Origin of the sequence: Bacillus sp. SH7-1, from assembly GCF_008042405.1 — a bacterium.
Classification (GTDB): Bacteria; Bacillota; Bacilli; order Bacillales; family Bacillaceae_G; genus Bacillus_A; species Bacillus_A thuringiensis_N.
The window spans coordinates 1-17,656 of record NZ_QNUD01000042.1 but is presented as its reverse complement, the minus strand read 5'-3'; the positions used below and the strand labels follow the sequence as shown (position 1 = coordinate 17,656).

The window sequence follows — 17,656 nt, the reverse complement described above, 5'->3', positions numbered from 1 at the left end:
CTAGAACTTGATTTTTGTATAGGTGAAATTTGGATTGGGTTACTGATAAAAATGATTTTTTAATTGTGAATATTCTGTGAAGATGATATATGTGGTGACTTCTGTTTTGTAGCCTTCGTTATATTAACATGGAATATATCAAATTACAAAGTGAAAATTTTAAAACTTTTTATTAGTATATTTTATCTGAAATGGAAACACTATTTATTTGAGTGTCTTGGTACTTAATTGTATGAATTCTTGTGGGAAAAAGGCTTTGAAATTTACATGTTCTTTGTTATGAAGCATAATACTGTAGCCTTATCTATGTCAGTTTCTTAATAACCATTAAGGTATAAATTTAAGATATATAGGTTTAAAGATATGAATTATTACATAAAAACGTACTTAAAAAAGAATGTATGATGGTAATGGAATACAAACATCAAGGGGGAACTTAAAATGAAGTTAAATAAACTAGTGTTTAGTTGTGGAGTCATTTCAGCATTAACACTTGGTGTGTTAGGAAATAATACTTATGCTGAAGAAGTAAACAAATTGAATGATAAAATTCATATAGTTGAACATATTCCTACAGACATATTATTAACTCAAACAATGGATTATAGTGGAGAGGCTATAACTTCTTTTTTATATAATGGGAGTGAAAATTTAAGCTTCTTTATGAAAAATAATGGTCAACATACAATGGGATATAGTGTCAAAGGTCCAAATATGGAGCTAATTGTTGGTGGTTATATAAAACCTGGAGAACAACAAATTAATGTTACAAATGTACGGAATGCTTTATCTCCATTACCAATTGGAACGTATAGTATTTACGTTTCAAATGATGATGGTTCTAAGGGACAATTCCAAGTTGCAGTAAGATCTATGAATTAAATTTAAAACGCCTTTTTTATAAGTTAATTTAGTCTTTACTTACTGGAAAGAAACTATATTGAAATGAGAATTACACATAAAAGTAAAAATGAGGATGTCGATTTTGAGAAATCTTAAAGTGAAGGTGACTTGAAATTCAGTTAAATTACATAAGAAACTAGAAAAACCACTTATATAAGTGGTTTTTCTAGTTTTAGGCTATACATTTAAAATTAGGCTAAGTTAAAGTAATAAGCATTTTATTTGTTTAGATTATTTTGGTTCTGGATAATGATTGTAGTACGAAATTCTAATAAATTCTTGGTATACATTTGTTAATTTAGCATCTCTAAGAGCATCATTGAATTTTTGCATACGAACACTACCTTGAGCGTAGCCTCCACCAGGAACATAAGGATTTCTAGCTTCAAAGTCATCCATAAAGGCTTTTAATTTTTTATAGTCCTGAGATTGATAAAAAGTAGCCGCTTCTTCAGGAGTGACATCAAAGTAAGAAGATGATGTTGAGTTATAAGAAGCCGCTTGAGCGGTAGGTGTTTCTAGCATAGTTGCAGCCCCACCAAACATAGTAAGCGCCATAGAAGATACAATGATTTTTTTAAACATAATAAAACCTCCACATAGAATATTTGGATTAAAAGTTACCCTGTAATCATTATAGTTACAATGAAAGTGATTATCAAATGCAATGTTGCATAATTTATTATTTGAACGAGAAGTCTCCTTTATCTCTACATGGGGAAGTTTAGTAGGAGATTAATAGATTAAAAGAGGTTTACATATCATTGAGGTTAAACAGAAAATGAAATAAAAAGCATATTTTAATTGAGGAAAGTTAAAAGGATCTGTTATTAAAGACAGTGATATTTTAAAAAGGTATGACAGTTACCAGCTAGAGATACTATTATAGGGGATTTAGCTACGTTTATTGCTGTTGAGAAATACATAATATATCTGTCTGTATAAGATAAAATGAAGAAACATTTCTTTTGGATTTTACAATATGTGTAAGGGGAATCGAGATTTTAATTTGTACTTTAAGTAAGGGAGAAAAGTATTACTTTTTATGCAACGAAGAATGTTAAGTCTCATTCAAAGTTATAAAATAATCCTTTTAAAACAAAATATAGTTTGGCTAAAAATTAGAGGGCATCAATCCTATAAACAGTAAAAACTGTTTATAGGATTGATGTCTTTTTTTGTTTAAGAACGAGAATATATTTTCTCAACAGGACAAATGATAAATAGCTATAAGTACTACTTATAAGGATAATTGGAAAATAGAAATTAATAATAAAGGGGAATGCGAAATGACAACATTAATATCTAATAGTGATCTAGCTAAAATCCGAGAGGAAGATGTAGATGTATTAAAGGTAATGGCACATCCCGTTCGATTAAAAATTGTAAATGAATTAATGCATCATCAACTGTGTAATGTTACACAGTTGACAGAAATATTAAGGCTCCCGCAATCCACTGTTTCACAGCATCTATCAAAATTAAGGGGAACCGTGCTCCGTGCAGAAAGACGTGGATTAGAGATGCATTATTATATTGATAATGCTAAGGCTCGTCAGATTGTAGGAATTCTAGGTTTGTAGCTTCATAATTCGTAAAAAGTTTTCTAATAGAATCAGTGGCGTGCAAAGTAAAAAGAGTACTTTTCAAAAGTGCTCTTTTTAAGATGTGCATTAAGGCTGGAAATAGGCATCAATGATAATTTAGAAGGAGTGTGCTTAAAATAAAAGATAATGATTTACATTGTTTAATAATTACTTAATATATTATTAAGTTTGTTACCTTACAAAACTGTAAGGTTATTTTAATTGACACTCATATATATAAGTAACTATACTAGTTACACAATGTTGGTGAATATATTGAATAGTTTCAATCTATAAGTGTATGTCTGAAGATTCTTTTCGGAATAATAGTTCGATTTTAAATTATTCATTTGTAATATAGTGTTAATGCCAACTTAATCTATGCTTTATTCTAAGGAGTATTATGTAAAGATTAACTATAAATGATATATTTACTAACTTGTAATAAATTTTTAGAGGTGCTAAATTTTGAAGAACAAATTAATTGCTACAGGAATTCTTGCTGGAAGTCTGCTATCTTATTCTTCTAGTATTTTTGCAGATACTCATAAATTCCCAGATGTTCCTGCATGGGCTGACAAATCCGTTACTTATTTAGTTGATAAGCAAGTATTGAATGGTTATCCAGATGGAACTTTTGGTTCAAATGACACATTAGATAGAGCTTCTGCGGCAACCATTATGACAAAGGCTCTTGGTATACACATTGATTTAAATGCAAAACCATCTTTTAAAGATTCACAAAACCACTGGGGAACTCCTTATATTGCCGCGGCTGAAAAGGCAGGAATAATTAAAGGTGAAGGAAATGGAATATTTAATCCTTCTGGAAAAGTTACTCGTGCTGCTATGGCTACTATGCTAGTGAATGCATATAAACTACAAAATAAAAGCATTAACAATGGACAAAGTAAATTTGAAGATTTAAAGGGACATTGGGGTGAAAAGTTCGCAAATATCTTGATTGATTTGAAAATTTCAGTTGGTACCGATAATGGTTGGCAACCAAATAGATTCATAACACGCGCTGAAGCTGCACAACTAACCGCAAAAACAGATATGCTTCAATATAGTCAAAGTAATCCTTTAGAAAATAAAGCAATTATTATTGATCCCGGACATGGCGGCGAAGATCCTGGAAAAAACACAAAGGGATTACCTGAAAGTAAGATTGTACTAGATACTTCTTTACGTCTTCAACAATTGCTTGAAAAACATACTCCATTTACAGTTTTACTAACTCGTGAATCTGATGCTAGACCTGGACATGATCAAAAAAGCTCTTTACAGGAACGTGTTAAGTTTGCTAAGCAAAATCAGGGTGATATCTTTATAAGCATTCATGCAAATGCTTTTAACGGTAATGCAAAAGGGACAGAAACATATTACTATAAATCTTCTAAATTTGAAAAAACAAATCCTCATGTGGAAGAAAGTCGTGTTTTAGCTGAAAAAATTCAAGAACGATTAGTAGACGCACTTCAAACACGTGATAGAGGTGTTAAACATGGAGATCTTCATGTTATAAGAGAAAATGACATGCCAGCTGTGTTAACGGAACTTGCTTTTATAGATAATGGTATTGATTACAGTAAGTTATCTACAGAAAACGGAAGACAGATTGCAGCAGAAGCCATTTATGAGGGGATTTTAGATTATTATGAATGGAAAGGGAATAATGTATCTGAATATAGGTTGCAATAGGTAAATGAATATATAGTAATTCTCGAAATAAAGAATTCTATAATTTTTTTGCACTTTTTTTAAACAAGAATTTTAAATATGTATTTAAAATTATTGTTTAAATCGTTATTCTGTGTTTTAATAATATTGATAATAGTTATCAGTAAAAAGAGATAGAAATTAGCAAAACAAGTGTTGATAGTTATTGTCATAAAGATTAATACATTCCTACATTGTAACGTTATGAATATATCTCTGGTATTGAGAGCTAAAAATAATACGTTTATATCTTTTACATGTTTAAAAAGGAGTGGCTGTCTGTATGAAAAAAGCAAATGGAATAGCTAAAAGTGTTGCGGTAGCGTCGGTTATTATGTCTGGATCACTTGGTTTACAAGCAACATCTGCATTTGCAGATTCTAAAGGAACTGTAGAAAATCTTCAAAATGGTGGAAAAGTCTATAATAGTTTTAAAACTACTTATGACATGAAGCAGAATATTAAAAATTCAATAAAGGTTTCTTTTATTGAGGATCCTTACGCAGATAAAAAGATTGCAATTGTTACCACTGATGGTAGTAATATAGATGCGAAATATACAATTAATGGCGGATACTATAACGCAGGTTTAAAATGGCCATCGGCGTATCATACGGAAGCAGAAATAACAAGTGGTGATAGCGCTCAATTTCATAAAGCTGCCCCAGTGAATACAATGACTTCAGCAAAGGTTACTTCTGAAGTAGGGTATACACTTGGCGGAAGTGTGAAAGTTGGGGTAAATGATAAAGGGCCAAATGCCGATGCGAGTATTACAGGTAGCTTTGCTTGGAAAGAAAGTGTATCTTACGATCAAGTAGACTATAAAACGGTATTAGAGACTCACACAGATAAAAAATTAAATTGGAAAGTAGGATTCCAATCATTTAATTATCCGGAGTGGGGAATTTATAATCGTGATTCATTTAATACTTTCTATGGTAATCAACTATTTATGAAATCACGTAGCTATAATGAAGGAACGAATAATTTTGTTTCAAAAGATACAGTACCAGCTTTAACAGGATATGGTTTTTCTCCTAATGTAGTAGCAGTTATTACTGCAGATAAAACAGAATCTACATCTGATTTAAAAATAACAAATCGTAGAATATCAGATCAGTACAATATCGAATGGGTAAGTTCGAAATGGTGGGGAACAAATAATAAAGACACATATAATGAGTTCTTTACAAACAACTATAAATTAGACTGGAAAAACCATCAAGTTACTCTTGATAACCAAAAAGCCCTTGAAGAACAAATAAGTAGTATCAAAAATGTGAATAACCAACTTAACAAAGGAAAAGGGAAATTATCTTTTTCAATGAATGGAAATCAACTCACAGCGACATCTAGCAATGCTGGTTATGGTATCAGTTACGAAGATAAAAATTGGGGTATCTTTGTAAATGGTGAAAAGGTCTACACGTTTAATGAAAAAACAACTGTAGGTAATATCTCAAATGACATTAACAAATTAAACATCAAAGGACCTTATATTGAGATTAAACAAATCTAATCAGCAAACGAAATACAATTGATGGATAATTATTTCATCAAGATATGAGTATAAAGGTTTATGTTAAATCTTTATAATGTAATGAAAGGGCTAGAGTTTATCTGTAAAAACAGATAAACTCAGGTCCTTATTATTGTTTGTTCATTCTTATACTCAATTAGAAAAGAGTGTGAAGTATTTAAAAGCTATTCATGCTACACAACGGGATATTGTTTTAAGTATGGTGTTTATTTTTATTTCATTTTTAAATGAATTCTTTGTATGATGACATAGGACAGGAGAGATTTAGGAGATGTACGTTGTGTCGCGAATAGTTTAAAGTAATCAAGACTTCATCGGTTGTTAAGTTACCACTTTAAATATATAATTAAATTTCATTAAAAAGATACTCTATTCAAAGTCCGTATTGGATTTTTGAAGTGAAATATATATTATTTGAGGTGTGTAAAATGGGGAAGTCTCGAGAGCAGACGATGGAAAATATTTTGAAGGCTGCTAAGAAAAAATTTGGAGAGCGTGGCTACGAAGATACGAGCATACAAGAAATTGCAAAAGAAGCGAAAGTCAATGTTGCTATGGCTTCTTACTATTTTAATGGGAAAGAAAACCTATATTATGAAGTGTTTAAGAAATATGGGCTTGCAAATGAGTTACCTAATTTTCTTGAGAAGAATCAATTTAATCCTATTAATGCTCTAAGAGAATATTTAACAGTTTTTACTACACATATAAAAGAAAATCCTGAAATTGGTACATTGGCATATGAGGAGATTATTAAGGAAAGTGCAAGATTAGAAAAGATTAAACCGTATTTTATAGGTAGTTTTGAACAGTTAAAAGCAATATTACAGGAGGGTGAAAAACAAGGAGTTTTTCATTTTTTCTCCATAAATCATACGATACATTGGATCACTTCTATTGTTTTATTTCCAAAGTTTAAAAAGTTCATTGATTCTTTAGGACCAACTGAAACGAATGATACAAATCATGAATGGATGCCAGAAGACTTAGTGAACAGGATTATTTCTGCTTTAACAGATAAGCCTAACATGTAAATTATTCATTGTTTATGAATTTTAATTTTCCTATTAAAAAGCCTAATTTCTCAATGTATTGTAGAAAGATTAGGCTTTTTTGGACATTTCATTTTAAAATTATTTTATTATTTATTGTTTATTACATTTGAAATGACTATTAATGTGTATAAGCACGTGATAAGTCAATTAAATAAACAAAGGCCCTGTAATAAATACAGAGCCGGATACAGGGTTAAGGGAATGCATAGTTTCTTAGTAACATATTAGCATAAACTTTTCGTGTAACTACATAAGAGTTTTGACAAATTTAAGAACAAGATAGAGGGTTTTTAAGAATAAATACAGTACTGAAAATTAGGGTTGTGATTTAAATGTTAGCGTTGTTATATCGTTAAAAACAGATGAGTATTTTAATCATATATTGAAGAAATATTTTTTGATTAGGTTAAAAGAGAACGCTGTCAATTTAATATGCGTTATACCCAAATAATTTTAAATCTTCTCCTGAGTCCGAAATGATCTTTTCGAACTGTAATCCTACTTTTTCTAAAAGCTTTCCTGAATTGATGTTATCAATAGTAGTAATTGCTACAATTCGTTTCAGTCCTAGTTTTTGTACTCCGTATTCGATTACAGCAGAGGCTGACTCGTAGCCATATCCTTTTGAACGAAATTCTTCTAAAAAGGCAAAGCCAATATCAACATCTTCTAATGAATCTCTTTTAATAAGACCGCACATACCAAGTGAAGTGAAATCTTCTTTTCGTTCTACTAAGTAAAGGCCAAAGCCCATTTTATTATACATATCGATGGGTCCGTTTAAGATGTATTTTTTTGCATCTTCTAAGTTTTTAATCCTTTTATCACCGATATACTGAATCCATGCAGGATCGTTTACTAATTTAAGAATAAATGGAGCATCTTTTATATCAAACCAGCGAAGAACGAGGCGTTCAGTTTCAAGAACTATCAAGCTATTGCACCACCTTTAACATTTATAATAATTAGTATGGATTGTGTAATACAAAATCGCAACATATTTTAAAATAGTCCGGATTGTTCACATAAAGTTCGTTTGTTTTGTATAAAGGGATATTCTATAATTAAAATTGATTGTAAAGAGTGAGATGCTTATACAATGACTCCTAGGTGACTAGGAGTTTTTACTATATAACTATCATTATTACTAAATATGACACACTACACATTCTACTCAAGGAGGTACATAATGAAGAAATTATATAATGCATCGTTTACGTATTTGATTATCGGTTTATTATCAGGGATTTTCGCTAGGGAATATGGAAAGTATAAGGGGATTGTAGGATCTACTTTGTTAAATCTTTTGCATACCCATACACTTGTACTTGGCTTTTTCTTCTTTTTAATTGCTTTAGGATTAGCAAAAGTATTCGCGTTTCATGAAGCGAAAAGTTTTAATAAGTGGTTTGTTGTACATAATATCGCATTAATATTAATGTTAGGTTCATTGGCAGCAAGAGGGCTTCTTCAGTTAAATGGAGCGGATTTTAAAGAGTTAACTTATATTGTTGGTTTTTCTCATTCGTTGATGGCAGTTACTTTAATTTGGTTTATGTTGTTAATAAAGAAGTCGTTTAAAATATAGTTTTATAGAAAAGAACTTGCAATAATTGTTGCAAGTTCTTTTTGTTTATTGGATAGTAGGAAACGAATTTCATATATGTAAAACTTGAATTATTTAATTTTTCGGATTATTATGTATAAAACACTTAACATATTTTGTAATTCTAATTTATAGAAAGTAGGAGAATGTACGATGGAGATAACAGTAGAGCGTTTAGTAAATGAATTAAAGGGTGTACTTCCCAGCGATCGAGTAGCCGTGAATACGACAGTAAGAGAGTTACATAGTAAAGATGAATCTTATCATGCTAGTAGTTTACCTGATGTAGTTGTTTTTCCGAAAACGACCGAAGAGGTTAGTAGGATAATGAAAGTAGCGAGTGAGCATGGAAAACCTGTCGTTCCTTTTGGGGTAGGTTCTAGTTTAGAGGGACATGTAATTCCATATGAAAAAGGAATTACAATGGACTTTTCGCTTATGAATAAAATACTGGAAATAAGAGAGAAAGATTTCCTTGTGAGAGTACAGCCGGGAGTGACTCGCTCTCAGCTTAATAAAGAATTGAAAAAGTATGGATTGTTTTTTAGTGTAGACCCAGGTGCAGATGCAACGTTAGGTGGAATGGCTGCTACAAATGCGAGTGGAACGACAGCCGTGAAGTATGGTGTTATGCGTGATCAAGTTCGTGATTTAGAAGTCGTTCTTGCTGATGGAGAAGTGATACATACTGGGAATTTAGCAGCGAAGTCATCATCAGGTTATCATTTAAATGGTGTTTTCGTAGGATCAGAAGGTACGCTTGGATGCTTTACAGAGTTAACATTAAAAGTATACGGCATACCAGAGCATGTTATGGCTGCAAGAGCGTCGTTTCCAACTATAAATGATGCAGTAGAAGCTGTTATTAACATACTACAAGCGGGTATTCCAATTGCGAGAATTGAACTTGTAGATGAATTATCTATGAAACAAGTAAACCATTATAATGAAACAAGTTACAGAGAAGAGCCTACACTGTTTTTAGAGTTTCACGGTAATGAAGCTGGGCTAAAGCAAGATATTGAATTTACGAAGGAAATTGTTTTTGATCATAAATGTAAAGAAGTTGCTTTTGAAACGGAAACTGCGGCGAGAAATAAATTATGGGATGCACGGCATAATCTAGCATATTCTTACGTTCATAGCTATCCTGGTAAAAAGCTTATGAGTACAGATGTATGTGTACCAATTTCAGAATTAGCTGGTGCAATCCAACATGCGAAAGAGACATTAGAAAAGAATGGTCTTGTTGGTGGCATTCTTGGTCATGTAGGAGACGGAAATTTCCATGTGCTCTTAATGGTTAATCCAAACGATAAAGAAGAAGTAAAAAAGGCGGATGAAATAAATGAAAGTATCGTTTTATATGCTCTTAAACGAGGTGGAACGTGTACGGGAGAACATGGCGTCGGAATTGGAAAAAGGAAGTATCAAGAAGAAGAACACGGGGCAGCATTAATCGTAATGGAAAAAATAAAGAAAGCTCTTGATCCGCAAAATATTTTGAATCCGAATAAAGTGTTTCAATTAAAGGATAGGAGCTGATCGGGTGAAAGTACTAGAAGCGATAAGTAATATAGCTGGAAAGTATTTTGCATTTTGGGTTATTTGTATTGCAGCTATTGCATATTTTATTCCTGCTCCATTTCTCGGATTAACTAGTTACATAACGATTTTACTTGGGGTTGTCATGTTTGGGATGGGATTAACATTAAAGGCTGTTGATTTCAAAATCATTGCTACAAAACCATTGCCAGTTATTATTGGTGTATGTGCTCAGTTTATTATTATGCCACTTGTCGCATACGTACTAGCCTACGTTATGAATCTGCCAGCTGAATTAGCAGCTGGACTAGTGTTACTCGGTTCAGTACCGGGTGGCACTGCATCAAATGTTATGGTTTATTTAGCAAAAGGGAACTTAGCGTTGTCTATTGCAATGACGTCATTATCAACGTTACTAGCACCCATTGCTACACCTCTTATTTTATTATTACTTGCAGGACAATGGATGCCAGTGAATGCTATGTCTATGTTTCTTTCTATCGTACAAGTCATTATCCTACCTATTATTTTAGGATTAGTGGTGAAGAAGTTTTTCCCTAAAACTGTTACGAAGGGAATGACTGTTATTCCTTTAATATCAGTATTAGCAATTATTATTATAGTTTCAGCGGTTGTTTCCGCAAATGTAAGTAGCATTACTTCTTCAGGCCTTCTTATCTTTATTGCGGTTATGCTCCATAATGCGTTCGGTTTTTTACTCGGATATATAACAGCGTTCGTACTTGGACTAGATGAAGGGACAAGAAGAGCTATTTCAATAGAAGTAGGAATGCAAAATTCAGGTTTAGGTGTTGCACTAGCAACCGCACATTTTGGACCAGCTGCGGCACTTCCAAGTGTATTAGCAGCAATATGGCATAATATTGCAGGGCCGATTTTAGCAACCATCTGGTCAAAAAATGCAAAGAATACTTTCAGGGATGAAAATGTATCGGTAAATATAGAAAAATAGGAATGATAAAGAATGCAAAAACGTATTGTACATTTTGAAGGCTTAGTTGTATTCTTAGCCGCGATTTATATGTATTCATTATATGAATTTAGTTGGATTATATTTTGGATATTCCTATTAGCACCGGATTTATCAATGTTAGCTTATGGGATAAATAATCATCTTGGTGCTAAAATGGATATAGTAGGTGTTTATTTTAAGATGGATACCGTTATTATGATAGGCCTAATATGGACGGCACATATCGGAATGGATCGAATGTTTGGATATGGATTGAAATATGAGACGGATTTTAAGGATACTCATATTCAAAGGTTGTAAATTGTATTGGGAAGAGGGATATATTGAAACAGAGAATTACTATCGAAGAATATAACACCAAATGGGAAAGTGAATTTAATAAACTACAAACTCTCATTAACGATGTAATGGAAGACAGTATTTTATCCATTGAACATGTTGGCAGTACATCTATTAAAGGACTTGCAGCAAAACCAGTATTAGATATTGATATAGTAATAGAAGATTACGGAATTTTTCCTGAAGTAGTAACAAAGCTTGAAGCGATAGGATACTATCATCAGGCAGAATGGAGTTACAAAGGGAGAGAGGCGTTTGGCAGAAAGGACGCTTTCGTTCCGTGGGATGGAGAAAGTACAGATTGGATGGAACATTATTTGTATGTGTGTGATAAAGAAAGTGAAGAGCTAAGAAGACATATAGCGTTTCGGGATTATCTTCGTGAACATGAAGATGTTGCTGTTGAATATGGACATTTAAAGGAAGAGTTAGCCAGAGAGACAAAAAGTAGAACGAGCTATAGTGAAGGTAAGACGGCATTTATTACAAATATATTGTGGAAAATGAACTAAGGCGGCATGGAGTATATGCCGCCTGTTCTTTTTGGATAGAAAGCTGCCATTGTAAAAGAAATACAAACTGGCCCTGTTGAATGCTACGATACTTAAATATAATGAGAAATAAAAGATCGGAAAAGAGGGAGCTTATGTACATACCAAAATACTTTGCAATACAAGATGAAGAGATGAAGTACGAAATAATTGAACAAAATGGCTTTGCAACGTTATTTTCTCAACATAACGGGGAACCATATGCGACGCATTTACCGTTGTTATTAAATAGGGAGACCCTTACTTTACATGGTCACTTCGCACGGCCGAATGAACAGTGGAAAGATATTGGGACTCAACAAGTACTAGCTATCTTTCAAGGACAACATAGTTACATCTCTCCGTCATGGTATGAAACAAACAATGCAGTACCAACATGGAATTACGTTGCAGTGCATGTATATGGTGAATTAGAAATTGTTGAAGATGAGAAGACATTAGTAGATTCTCTTCAAGATTTAGTAAATAAATATGAAGATCCAGAGAGCACTTACTCACTTAATGATGTAGATCCGAATTATATGGGAGGATTAAGTAAGGGAATAGTTGGATTCAAAATAAAGATAAATAAAATAGAAGGAAAAGCGAAGTTAAGTCAAAATCATTCTGTGGAAAGAAGAAAATTAGTTGTGGAGAAACTTGAGAAAGTTGGTAGTGAGGGGAGTAGGGGGATTGTGGAGTTGATGAGAGATGCGTTTTATAATAATTAATGTGAAGATGAACGAATGAAAGGATTTATTCTACAAAGTGCTTATTAGCGTTCATAAAGTCAGTGAAGTTAAGGAGATAAAAGGATAAAAGTAAAATATAAGTGGTGGTAAAAACTTACTTTTCTCCTTTTGGTATCATAACTTGAGTTCAAAGATAGAGTTCCCCATTTAATAATAATCTTATTGGTATGTGTTCCTTTGAAAGTTTCTCAATATTATAAAGTCAGAAAAGAAAGTTAATTATGGTAATATGAGAATGAAACTAAGTAAACAAAGGGGGCTATGGTATGAACGTTCAAATAAAAGGAAATGAAAGAATTATACACATGTTAAGCGATTTATATCATGAAATTCGCAAAAGAAATATAACAGAATCAAGAAATTTGAAAAAAGAAATTGATAAGCAAATCCAAGGTATTGATAATGATCCAAATGTACAGTTATATTACGCTCTATTAGAGTTTAGATACCAGTATCTAATAGATAGCTTAAGTATTAGTAAAGATAGTTTTAATAAAATAGAAGCACTAGGTAAACCATCTGATAGTTTATTATCATATTATTATTATTTTTTTAAAGCGATGCATTCCACTATAACTGGAAACTATATTTCGGCTAAAGAACTATATGAAGAAGCGGAAAAGAAATTGCTTCAACTTCCAGATGAATTAGAACACGCAGAATTCTATTTCAAACTGTCTACTTTCAGTTGTCATAAACAGCAATATGTCTTGGCATTAAAACAAGTTTCGATGGCTAAAGAAATCTATGCTAAACATCGTGATTTTGAATTAAATATAGGGTATTGTGACAATCTTTATGGATTAACGTGTATCCACTTAAAAGAGTATGAGTTAGCGGAAGAATACTTAATCTCGGCATTAGATGTATTTAAAAGACTAGGGGAAGAACACGCTAGCCTCTATAGCCGTCACAATTTAGCATTTTTATACGGCAGTCAAAATTTATCTGAACTAGCTATTCGATATATTAGTGAAGTAAATGAAAAATCTCCAAATAATTATAAAGCTCTATTCATTGAAGCAAGAGAACATTTTAAATTGAAAAATAAAGAAACTGCAAATACACTTATTGAAAAAGCATTAACAATTTGTGGTGGGTTGAAAAATGAAGAATTTTATCATCGCCTAATGATCTTAAAGTCTATGAATGACAATTTAGCTGCGAATGAGTTTGAAAATATTGTTTTAAAAGGAATTGAATACTTCAATCGAGAAGAACTATATGAGAATATAGAAAAATATGAAGAATCTTTAGCCTTAAAATACTATGAAGAAGGAAATACACTTAAAGCAAGTGAATATTTCTATTCAAGTTCTCAATCAAGAAAAAAAGCTATAGAGAGGGAGGGACTAAAATGAAAAAGGTAACTATTAGTTTATTAGGAATCATAACAGCTGTAACCTTCACGTTCGGTGGTTTTGTGGTTTCAAAAGAGAATGTAAAGCCTGTAGATGTTATTAAGTACTCTGAAGGACATACTGGTGGTTGAAAAATAAGCATATAATATAAAAAATAAAAACAGTTTGCTACACCGTAAATTAGGATGTGGCAAACTATTTTTATTTTGTGTAATTCCATGAGACACGTATATTTAATCTAGGAGATTTACTATTTCTTTAGTTTTAGCATGTAAGTTAGTGCCGGAAACAGTAATAGGGTTATTCTGAAAGGTGCACTTAATTATAAGAATACACCTTTCTAAAAGTATTACATAATCAAGTCCCACAAAAAGTACGATAAGGACGGTTCGTAGGCGCGGGCGGAGCACAGTAATCTTCTTGATCTGCGGAATATGCATAAGGGTTTGATAAAGCCTCAAGAAGCTTCTCCATTACGCTATAATCTCCATTTGTAACAGCTGCTTCTAATGCTTCTTCTACACGGTGGTTCCTAGGGATGATTGATGGGTTATTATTTTTCATCATTTCGTAGGCATTTTTTTTCGATTCTTCTTGTTTTTCTAATCGAGATTGCCACAGTTTATACCATTCTTTAAATTCAGGACTTTTAAATAGAGCTGTATTTTCGAGGGTATTAAGAGTTAATGAACGGAATGTATTTGTGTAATCTGCTTTATATTTCTCCATCATTTTTAAAAGTTGCTCAATAAGTAAATGATCTTGTTCTTCGTTGCTAAATAGTCCTAATTTCTTTTTCATTCCAAGGAACCACTGGTTTTCATACTGTACGCTAAATTTTGAAATTTCATCTTGAGCAATCTTTAATGCTTCTTCTTCATCTTCATGCAGAATTGGTATTAAAGATTCAGCTAGTCGCGCGAGATCCCATGCGGCCATATATGGCTGATTTCCATATGCGTAGCGACCTTGTGTATCAATGGAGCTAAATACGGTTCCTTGGTCGTAATTGTCCATAAATGCACAAGGGCCGTAATCAATCGTTTCTCCACTAATTGTTATATTGTCAGTGTTCATTACACCGTGGATAAATCCAACAAGTTGCCATTTAGCGATGAGGCTCGCTTGTTTCTTTATGACTTCTTGTAGCAATGCAGTATATCGATTTTCATGAGCTTCAATTTCTGGATAATGCCTTTTTATTGTATAGTCAGCTAGTGATTGAAGATCCTCGATAGAACCGCGAGCTGCAGCATATTGAAATGTGCCAACACGTATATGACTGCTAGCGACTCTAGTTAAAATTGCTCCAGGTAACTTTGTTTCACGATAGGTTGGTTCACCAGTTGTGACAACTGCTAAACTGCGAGTAGTCGGAATATCAAGTGCATACATTGCTTCGCTAATAATATATTCGCGTAGCATCGGACCGAGTGCAGCACGACCATCACCGCGGCGTGAATACGGAGTAGGGCCAGAACCTTTTAGTTGAATGTCAAAAAGTTTTCCTGAAGGTGTAATTTGTTCGCCAATTAAAAGAGCACGACCGTCGCCTAACATATTAAAATGTCCGAATTGATGACCAGCATATGCTTGAGCTAATGGATGAGCTCCTTCTGGGAGTGCATTACCAGCGAAAATCGCAATTTCGGTTTCTTTCTTCAGTTCTTCCGGATTAAAGCCAAGAGATATTGCTAATGAATGGTTTAATTTAACTAACTCCGGTGAACTTACGGGAGTAGGGGGGATTTCTGTATAAAATGAATGTGGTAAAGTAGCATAACTATTGTCTAAATTCCAACCTACTTCATTATTTTTAGTCATTTTATCTCCTCCTTGCTTATTTTTTATTATGTATTTGTACGTATGTATTCTTTGTAAAGTTAACTAAAAGTATAATTTATTATTTCCCCTTGCAATCTATTGTAAGGACTTCACTGCACTATGTCTATTTAACAGCAAATTTAAAACCTCCATTTTAAGAAAATGGAGGTTTTATTATTATTTGATTTTTACAATTATTTTCCCTTTTGCTCTTCCAGCCTCTGAATATTCCATTGCTTTTTGAGCATCTTCAAAAGGGAAAACGCGATCGATTACCGGTTTGATTTTTCCGGCTTCAATATAGTTTGCAATGATGCGTAGTTGATCCCCGCTTGGCTTCATAAATAAAAATGAATATTGCGCATTATGCTTTTTTTCAAGTTCAGTAAGTTTTTTGCTTGCGAATGAAAATAAGAGTGTTTTGAAAAATCCTGAACCGAATTCTTTACCGAATCGAGCATTCGGCATACCTGAAACAGAAACAATGTTGCCACCGCTTTTTATAATGTTGAATGATTTTTCAAGTGTTGTACCGCCGATTGTATCAAATACTGCATCATAATCTTTTAGTATTTCTTCGAATTTTTCTGTTTTGTAATTAATAATTTCATCTGCACCAAGAGATTTTACTAAATTTGCACCAGCTTCACTTGCAGTCGTTGTAACAGTGGCACCCATTATTTTTGCTAACTGAATAGCGAAAGTACCAACACCACCAGATCCAGCGTGAATTAAAATCTTTTGACCTTTTTGTAATTGCATGATGTCATGTAAAGCTTGATAGGATGTTAAGCCAACGAGTGGAATCGACGCCGCTTCCTCAAAACTTAAATTTTTCGGTTTTAAAGCTATATCATCTTCATGAATGGCTATATACTCCGCGAAAGTACCAATCTTATTTTTTCTTGGACGAGCATATATTTCATCACCGACTTTAAAACGAGTTACTTTTGATCCAACCTTCGTGATGACACCGGAAAAGTCATTCCCAAGGATTAGAGGCATTTCATATTTCAGTAACATTTTAACTTTTCCATCACGTATTTTAAAATCAATTGGGTTAATACTAGCTGCATGAATTTCTGCGAGCACTTCATACTCATTTATTTCAGGAGTAGGTACCTCGGCCATACGCATTGGGACTTTTCCGTACTTATCAATTATCATAGCTTTCATTTCTTATACCTCCAAATTTCAATAAAAGTTGTGCAATAGCTTTTCAATATCTAATACAAGATTTTTTAATATACTTAATTTTGTACGTATATCAATATAATAAAAGTTTTTTGTCCCTTCTTTTCGCATTAAAATAATACCGGCTTCTCGTAAAATTCTAAGGTGATGTGATACTGCTGGACGAGAAAGATGTGTTTGTTTCGTAATTTCTCCTACACGTAATCCGGTTTGACATTCCGTTTCCATGAGAACAAGCAAAATAGCTTGCCGTGTTTCATCACCAATTGCCAATAACACTTTTTGTGAATCAATAAAATCTCTTTTTATAACATTTAATTGTTCTTGTTTATTCATTTCAATCACTTTACCTCCTGCTAATTAGTCGAAAGGTTTAAGATGATGGACCATTACTTCGATACGATAATGCTACATGATTGTTGTATAAGCTGCAATATTGGGAAAGAAAATCGAGACGAATGAATTTTTTATGTTGAAAATGATAAGGGGGTAGAAAAGAATTACATATTAGAATGGATAAAGTTTTAAAAATAGAAAATGATTTAATAATACGTTGTTTCCAGATGAGGATAGTTAAGCCATTGAACAAAAAATTAAGCGGTCGTAACCCTGGATAATTTTTAGGGTTACGACCGCTTATAATGTTTTCATTATTTTGGTGTCTACTAAAGTGAGTTCTTTCGTTTTACTTTTTTATACACG

The 17,656-nt window shown here is 32.7% G+C and carries 18 protein-coding genes; 13 read left to right on the top strand and 5 right to left on the bottom strand.

Annotated elements, in window-relative coordinates:
* Positions 1 to 441 precede the first annotated feature (441 nt).
* Complete coding sequence (locus tag DN390_RS26290) at positions 442 to 882, top strand: hypothetical protein (protein ID WP_147808875.1); 441 nt, start codon at positions 442 to 444, stop codon at positions 880 to 882.
* Positions 883 to 1,134: 252 nt separating this feature from the next.
* Here DN390_RS26290 and DN390_RS26285 read toward each other — a convergent pair whose 3' ends face one another.
* On the bottom strand, positions 1,135 to 1,488 hold the full coding sequence (locus DN390_RS26285; RefSeq protein ID WP_000473489.1) for a hypothetical protein: 354 nt from the start codon (positions 1,486 to 1,488) through the stop codon (positions 1,135 to 1,137).
* A gap of 704 nt (positions 1,489 to 2,192) precedes the next feature.
* On the opposite strand from DN390_RS26285, the gene DN390_RS26280 reads away from it, so the two are divergent.
* The 4 genes from DN390_RS26280 to hlyIIR all read left to right on the top strand — a co-directional run bounded on the left by DN390_RS26280 (position 2,193) and on the right by hlyIIR (position 6,788).
* Entirely contained in the window at positions 2,193 to 2,486 is a 294-nt protein-coding gene (locus DN390_RS26280; RefSeq protein WP_147808874.1) for an ArsR/SmtB family transcription factor, read from the top strand.
* A 471-nt stretch (positions 2,487 to 2,957) separates the two neighbouring features.
* A complete protein-coding gene (locus DN390_RS26275) occupies positions 2,958 to 4,193 on the top strand; it encodes an N-acetylmuramoyl-L-alanine amidase (protein WP_147808873.1) in 1,236 nt (411 codons plus the stop codon).
* Positions 4,194 to 4,494: 301 nt separating this feature from the next.
* Entirely contained in the window at positions 4,495 to 5,733 is a 1,239-nt protein-coding gene (gene hlyII, locus DN390_RS26270; RefSeq protein ID WP_147808872.1) for a hemolysin II HlyII, read from the top strand.
* 449 nt (positions 5,734 to 6,182) lie between these two features.
* A complete protein-coding gene (hlyIIR, locus tag DN390_RS26265; RefSeq protein WP_147808871.1) occupies positions 6,183 to 6,788 on the top strand; it encodes a hemolysin II regulator HlyIIR in 606 nt (201 codons plus the stop codon).
* Between the two features lie 448 nt (positions 6,789 to 7,236).
* Here hlyIIR and DN390_RS26260 read toward each other — a convergent pair whose 3' ends face one another.
* Positions 7,237 to 7,743 carry a GNAT family N-acetyltransferase gene (locus DN390_RS26260; RefSeq protein ID WP_147808870.1) on the bottom strand — a complete coding sequence of 169 codons (507 nt, stop codon included), beginning with the start codon at positions 7,741 to 7,743 and terminating at the stop codon, positions 7,237 to 7,239.
* 255 nt (positions 7,744 to 7,998) lie between these two features.
* Here DN390_RS26260 and DN390_RS26255 point away from each other — a divergent pair, with 255 nt between their 5' ends.
* The 8 genes from DN390_RS26255 (at position 7,999) to DN390_RS31405 (ending at position 14,067) form a co-directional block, all read left to right on the top strand.
* Complete coding sequence (locus DN390_RS26255; RefSeq protein WP_147808869.1) at positions 7,999 to 8,397, top strand: DUF2871 family protein; 399 nt, start codon at positions 7,999 to 8,001, stop codon at positions 8,395 to 8,397.
* A 171-nt stretch (positions 8,398 to 8,568) separates the two neighbouring features.
* Complete coding sequence (locus DN390_RS26250; RefSeq protein ID WP_147808868.1) at positions 8,569 to 9,960, top strand: FAD-binding oxidoreductase; 1,392 nt, start codon at positions 8,569 to 8,571, stop codon at positions 9,958 to 9,960.
* Positions 9,961 to 9,964: 4 nt separating this feature from the next.
* Entirely contained in the window at positions 9,965 to 10,933 is a 969-nt protein-coding gene (locus tag DN390_RS26245) for a bile acid:sodium symporter family protein (RefSeq protein ID WP_147808867.1), read from the top strand.
* Between the two features lie 12 nt (positions 10,934 to 10,945).
* Positions 10,946 to 11,254: a DUF4260 domain-containing protein gene (locus DN390_RS26240; protein WP_147808866.1), complete on the top strand. Its 309-nt coding sequence runs from the start codon at positions 10,946 to 10,948 to the stop codon at positions 11,252 to 11,254.
* A 23-nt stretch (positions 11,255 to 11,277) separates the two neighbouring features.
* The gene (locus DN390_RS26235) at positions 11,278 to 11,805 is read left to right on the top strand and encodes a GrpB family protein (RefSeq protein WP_147808865.1); all 528 of its coding nucleotides are present in this window, start codon (positions 11,278 to 11,280) and stop codon (positions 11,803 to 11,805) included.
* A gap of 134 nt (positions 11,806 to 11,939) precedes the next feature.
* Positions 11,940 to 12,554 carry an FMN-binding negative transcriptional regulator gene (locus tag DN390_RS26230; protein WP_147808864.1) on the top strand — a complete coding sequence of 205 codons (615 nt, stop codon included), beginning with the start codon at positions 11,940 to 11,942 and terminating at the stop codon, positions 12,552 to 12,554.
* Between the two features lie 287 nt (positions 12,555 to 12,841).
* A complete protein-coding gene (locus tag DN390_RS26225; protein ID WP_147808863.1) occupies positions 12,842 to 13,936 on the top strand; it encodes a tetratricopeptide repeat protein in 1,095 nt (364 codons plus the stop codon).
* Positions 13,933 to 14,067: a hypothetical protein gene (locus tag DN390_RS31405; protein ID WP_255444199.1), complete on the top strand. Its 135-nt coding sequence runs from the start codon at positions 13,933 to 13,935 to the stop codon at positions 14,065 to 14,067. The genes DN390_RS26225 and DN390_RS31405 overlap by 4 nt, the downstream gene beginning before the upstream one ends.
* Before the next feature lie 226 nt (positions 14,068 to 14,293).
* Here DN390_RS31405 and DN390_RS26220 read toward each other — a convergent pair whose 3' ends face one another.
* The 3 genes from DN390_RS26220 to DN390_RS26210 all read right to left on the bottom strand — a co-directional run bounded on the left by DN390_RS26220 (position 14,294) and on the right by DN390_RS26210 (position 17,299).
* Positions 14,294 to 15,760, bottom strand: a complete 1,467-nt coding sequence (locus DN390_RS26220) for a protein adenylyltransferase SelO (RefSeq protein ID WP_147808862.1) — start codon at positions 15,758 to 15,760, stop codon at positions 14,294 to 14,296.
* 177 nt (positions 15,761 to 15,937) lie between these two features.
* A complete protein-coding gene (locus DN390_RS26215) occupies positions 15,938 to 16,936 on the bottom strand; it encodes an NADP-dependent oxidoreductase (protein WP_147808861.1) in 999 nt (332 codons plus the stop codon).
* Between the two features lie 18 nt (positions 16,937 to 16,954).
* Positions 16,955 to 17,299: an ArsR/SmtB family transcription factor gene (locus tag DN390_RS26210; RefSeq protein WP_147808860.1), complete on the bottom strand. Its 345-nt coding sequence runs from the start codon at positions 17,297 to 17,299 to the stop codon at positions 16,955 to 16,957.
* Positions 17,300 to 17,656: the final 357 nt, after the last annotated feature.

Bases quoted from the DNA above. Each gene is read 5' to 3' on its own strand.
- DN390_RS26290 (WP_147808875.1), top strand. From the start codon at position 442: ATGAAGTTAAATAAACTAGTGTTTAGTTGTGGAGTCATTTCAGCATTA.
- DN390_RS26285 (WP_000473489.1), bottom strand. From the start codon at position 1,488: ATGTTTAAAAAAATCATTGTATCTTCTATGGCGCTTACTATGTTTGGT.
- DN390_RS26280 (WP_147808874.1), top strand. From the start codon at position 2,193: ATGACAACATTAATATCTAATAGTGATCTAGCTAAAATCCGAGAGGAA.
- hlyII (WP_147808872.1), top strand. From the start codon at position 4,495: ATGAAAAAAGCAAATGGAATAGCTAAAAGTGTTGCGGTAGCGTCGGTT.
- hlyIIR (WP_147808871.1), top strand. From the start codon at position 6,183: ATGGGGAAGTCTCGAGAGCAGACGATGGAAAATATTTTGAAGGCTGCT.
- DN390_RS26255 (WP_147808869.1), top strand. From the start codon at position 7,999: ATGAAGAAATTATATAATGCATCGTTTACGTATTTGATTATCGGTTTA.
- DN390_RS26250 (WP_147808868.1), top strand. From the start codon at position 8,569: ATGGAGATAACAGTAGAGCGTTTAGTAAATGAATTAAAGGGTGTACTT.
- DN390_RS26240 (WP_147808866.1), top strand. From the start codon at position 10,946: ATGCAAAAACGTATTGTACATTTTGAAGGCTTAGTTGTATTCTTAGCC.
- DN390_RS26230 (WP_147808864.1), top strand. From the start codon at position 11,940: ATGTACATACCAAAATACTTTGCAATACAAGATGAAGAGATGAAGTAC.
- DN390_RS26225 (WP_147808863.1), top strand. From the start codon at position 12,842: ATGAACGTTCAAATAAAAGGAAATGAAAGAATTATACACATGTTAAGC.
- DN390_RS31405 (WP_255444199.1), top strand. From the start codon at position 13,933: ATGAAAAAGGTAACTATTAGTTTATTAGGAATCATAACAGCTGTAACC.
- DN390_RS26220 (WP_147808862.1), bottom strand. From the start codon at position 15,760: ATGACTAAAAATAATGAAGTAGGTTGGAATTTAGACAATAGTTATGCT.
- DN390_RS26215 (WP_147808861.1), bottom strand. From the start codon at position 16,936: ATGAAAGCTATGATAATTGATAAGTACGGAAAAGTCCCAATGCGTATG.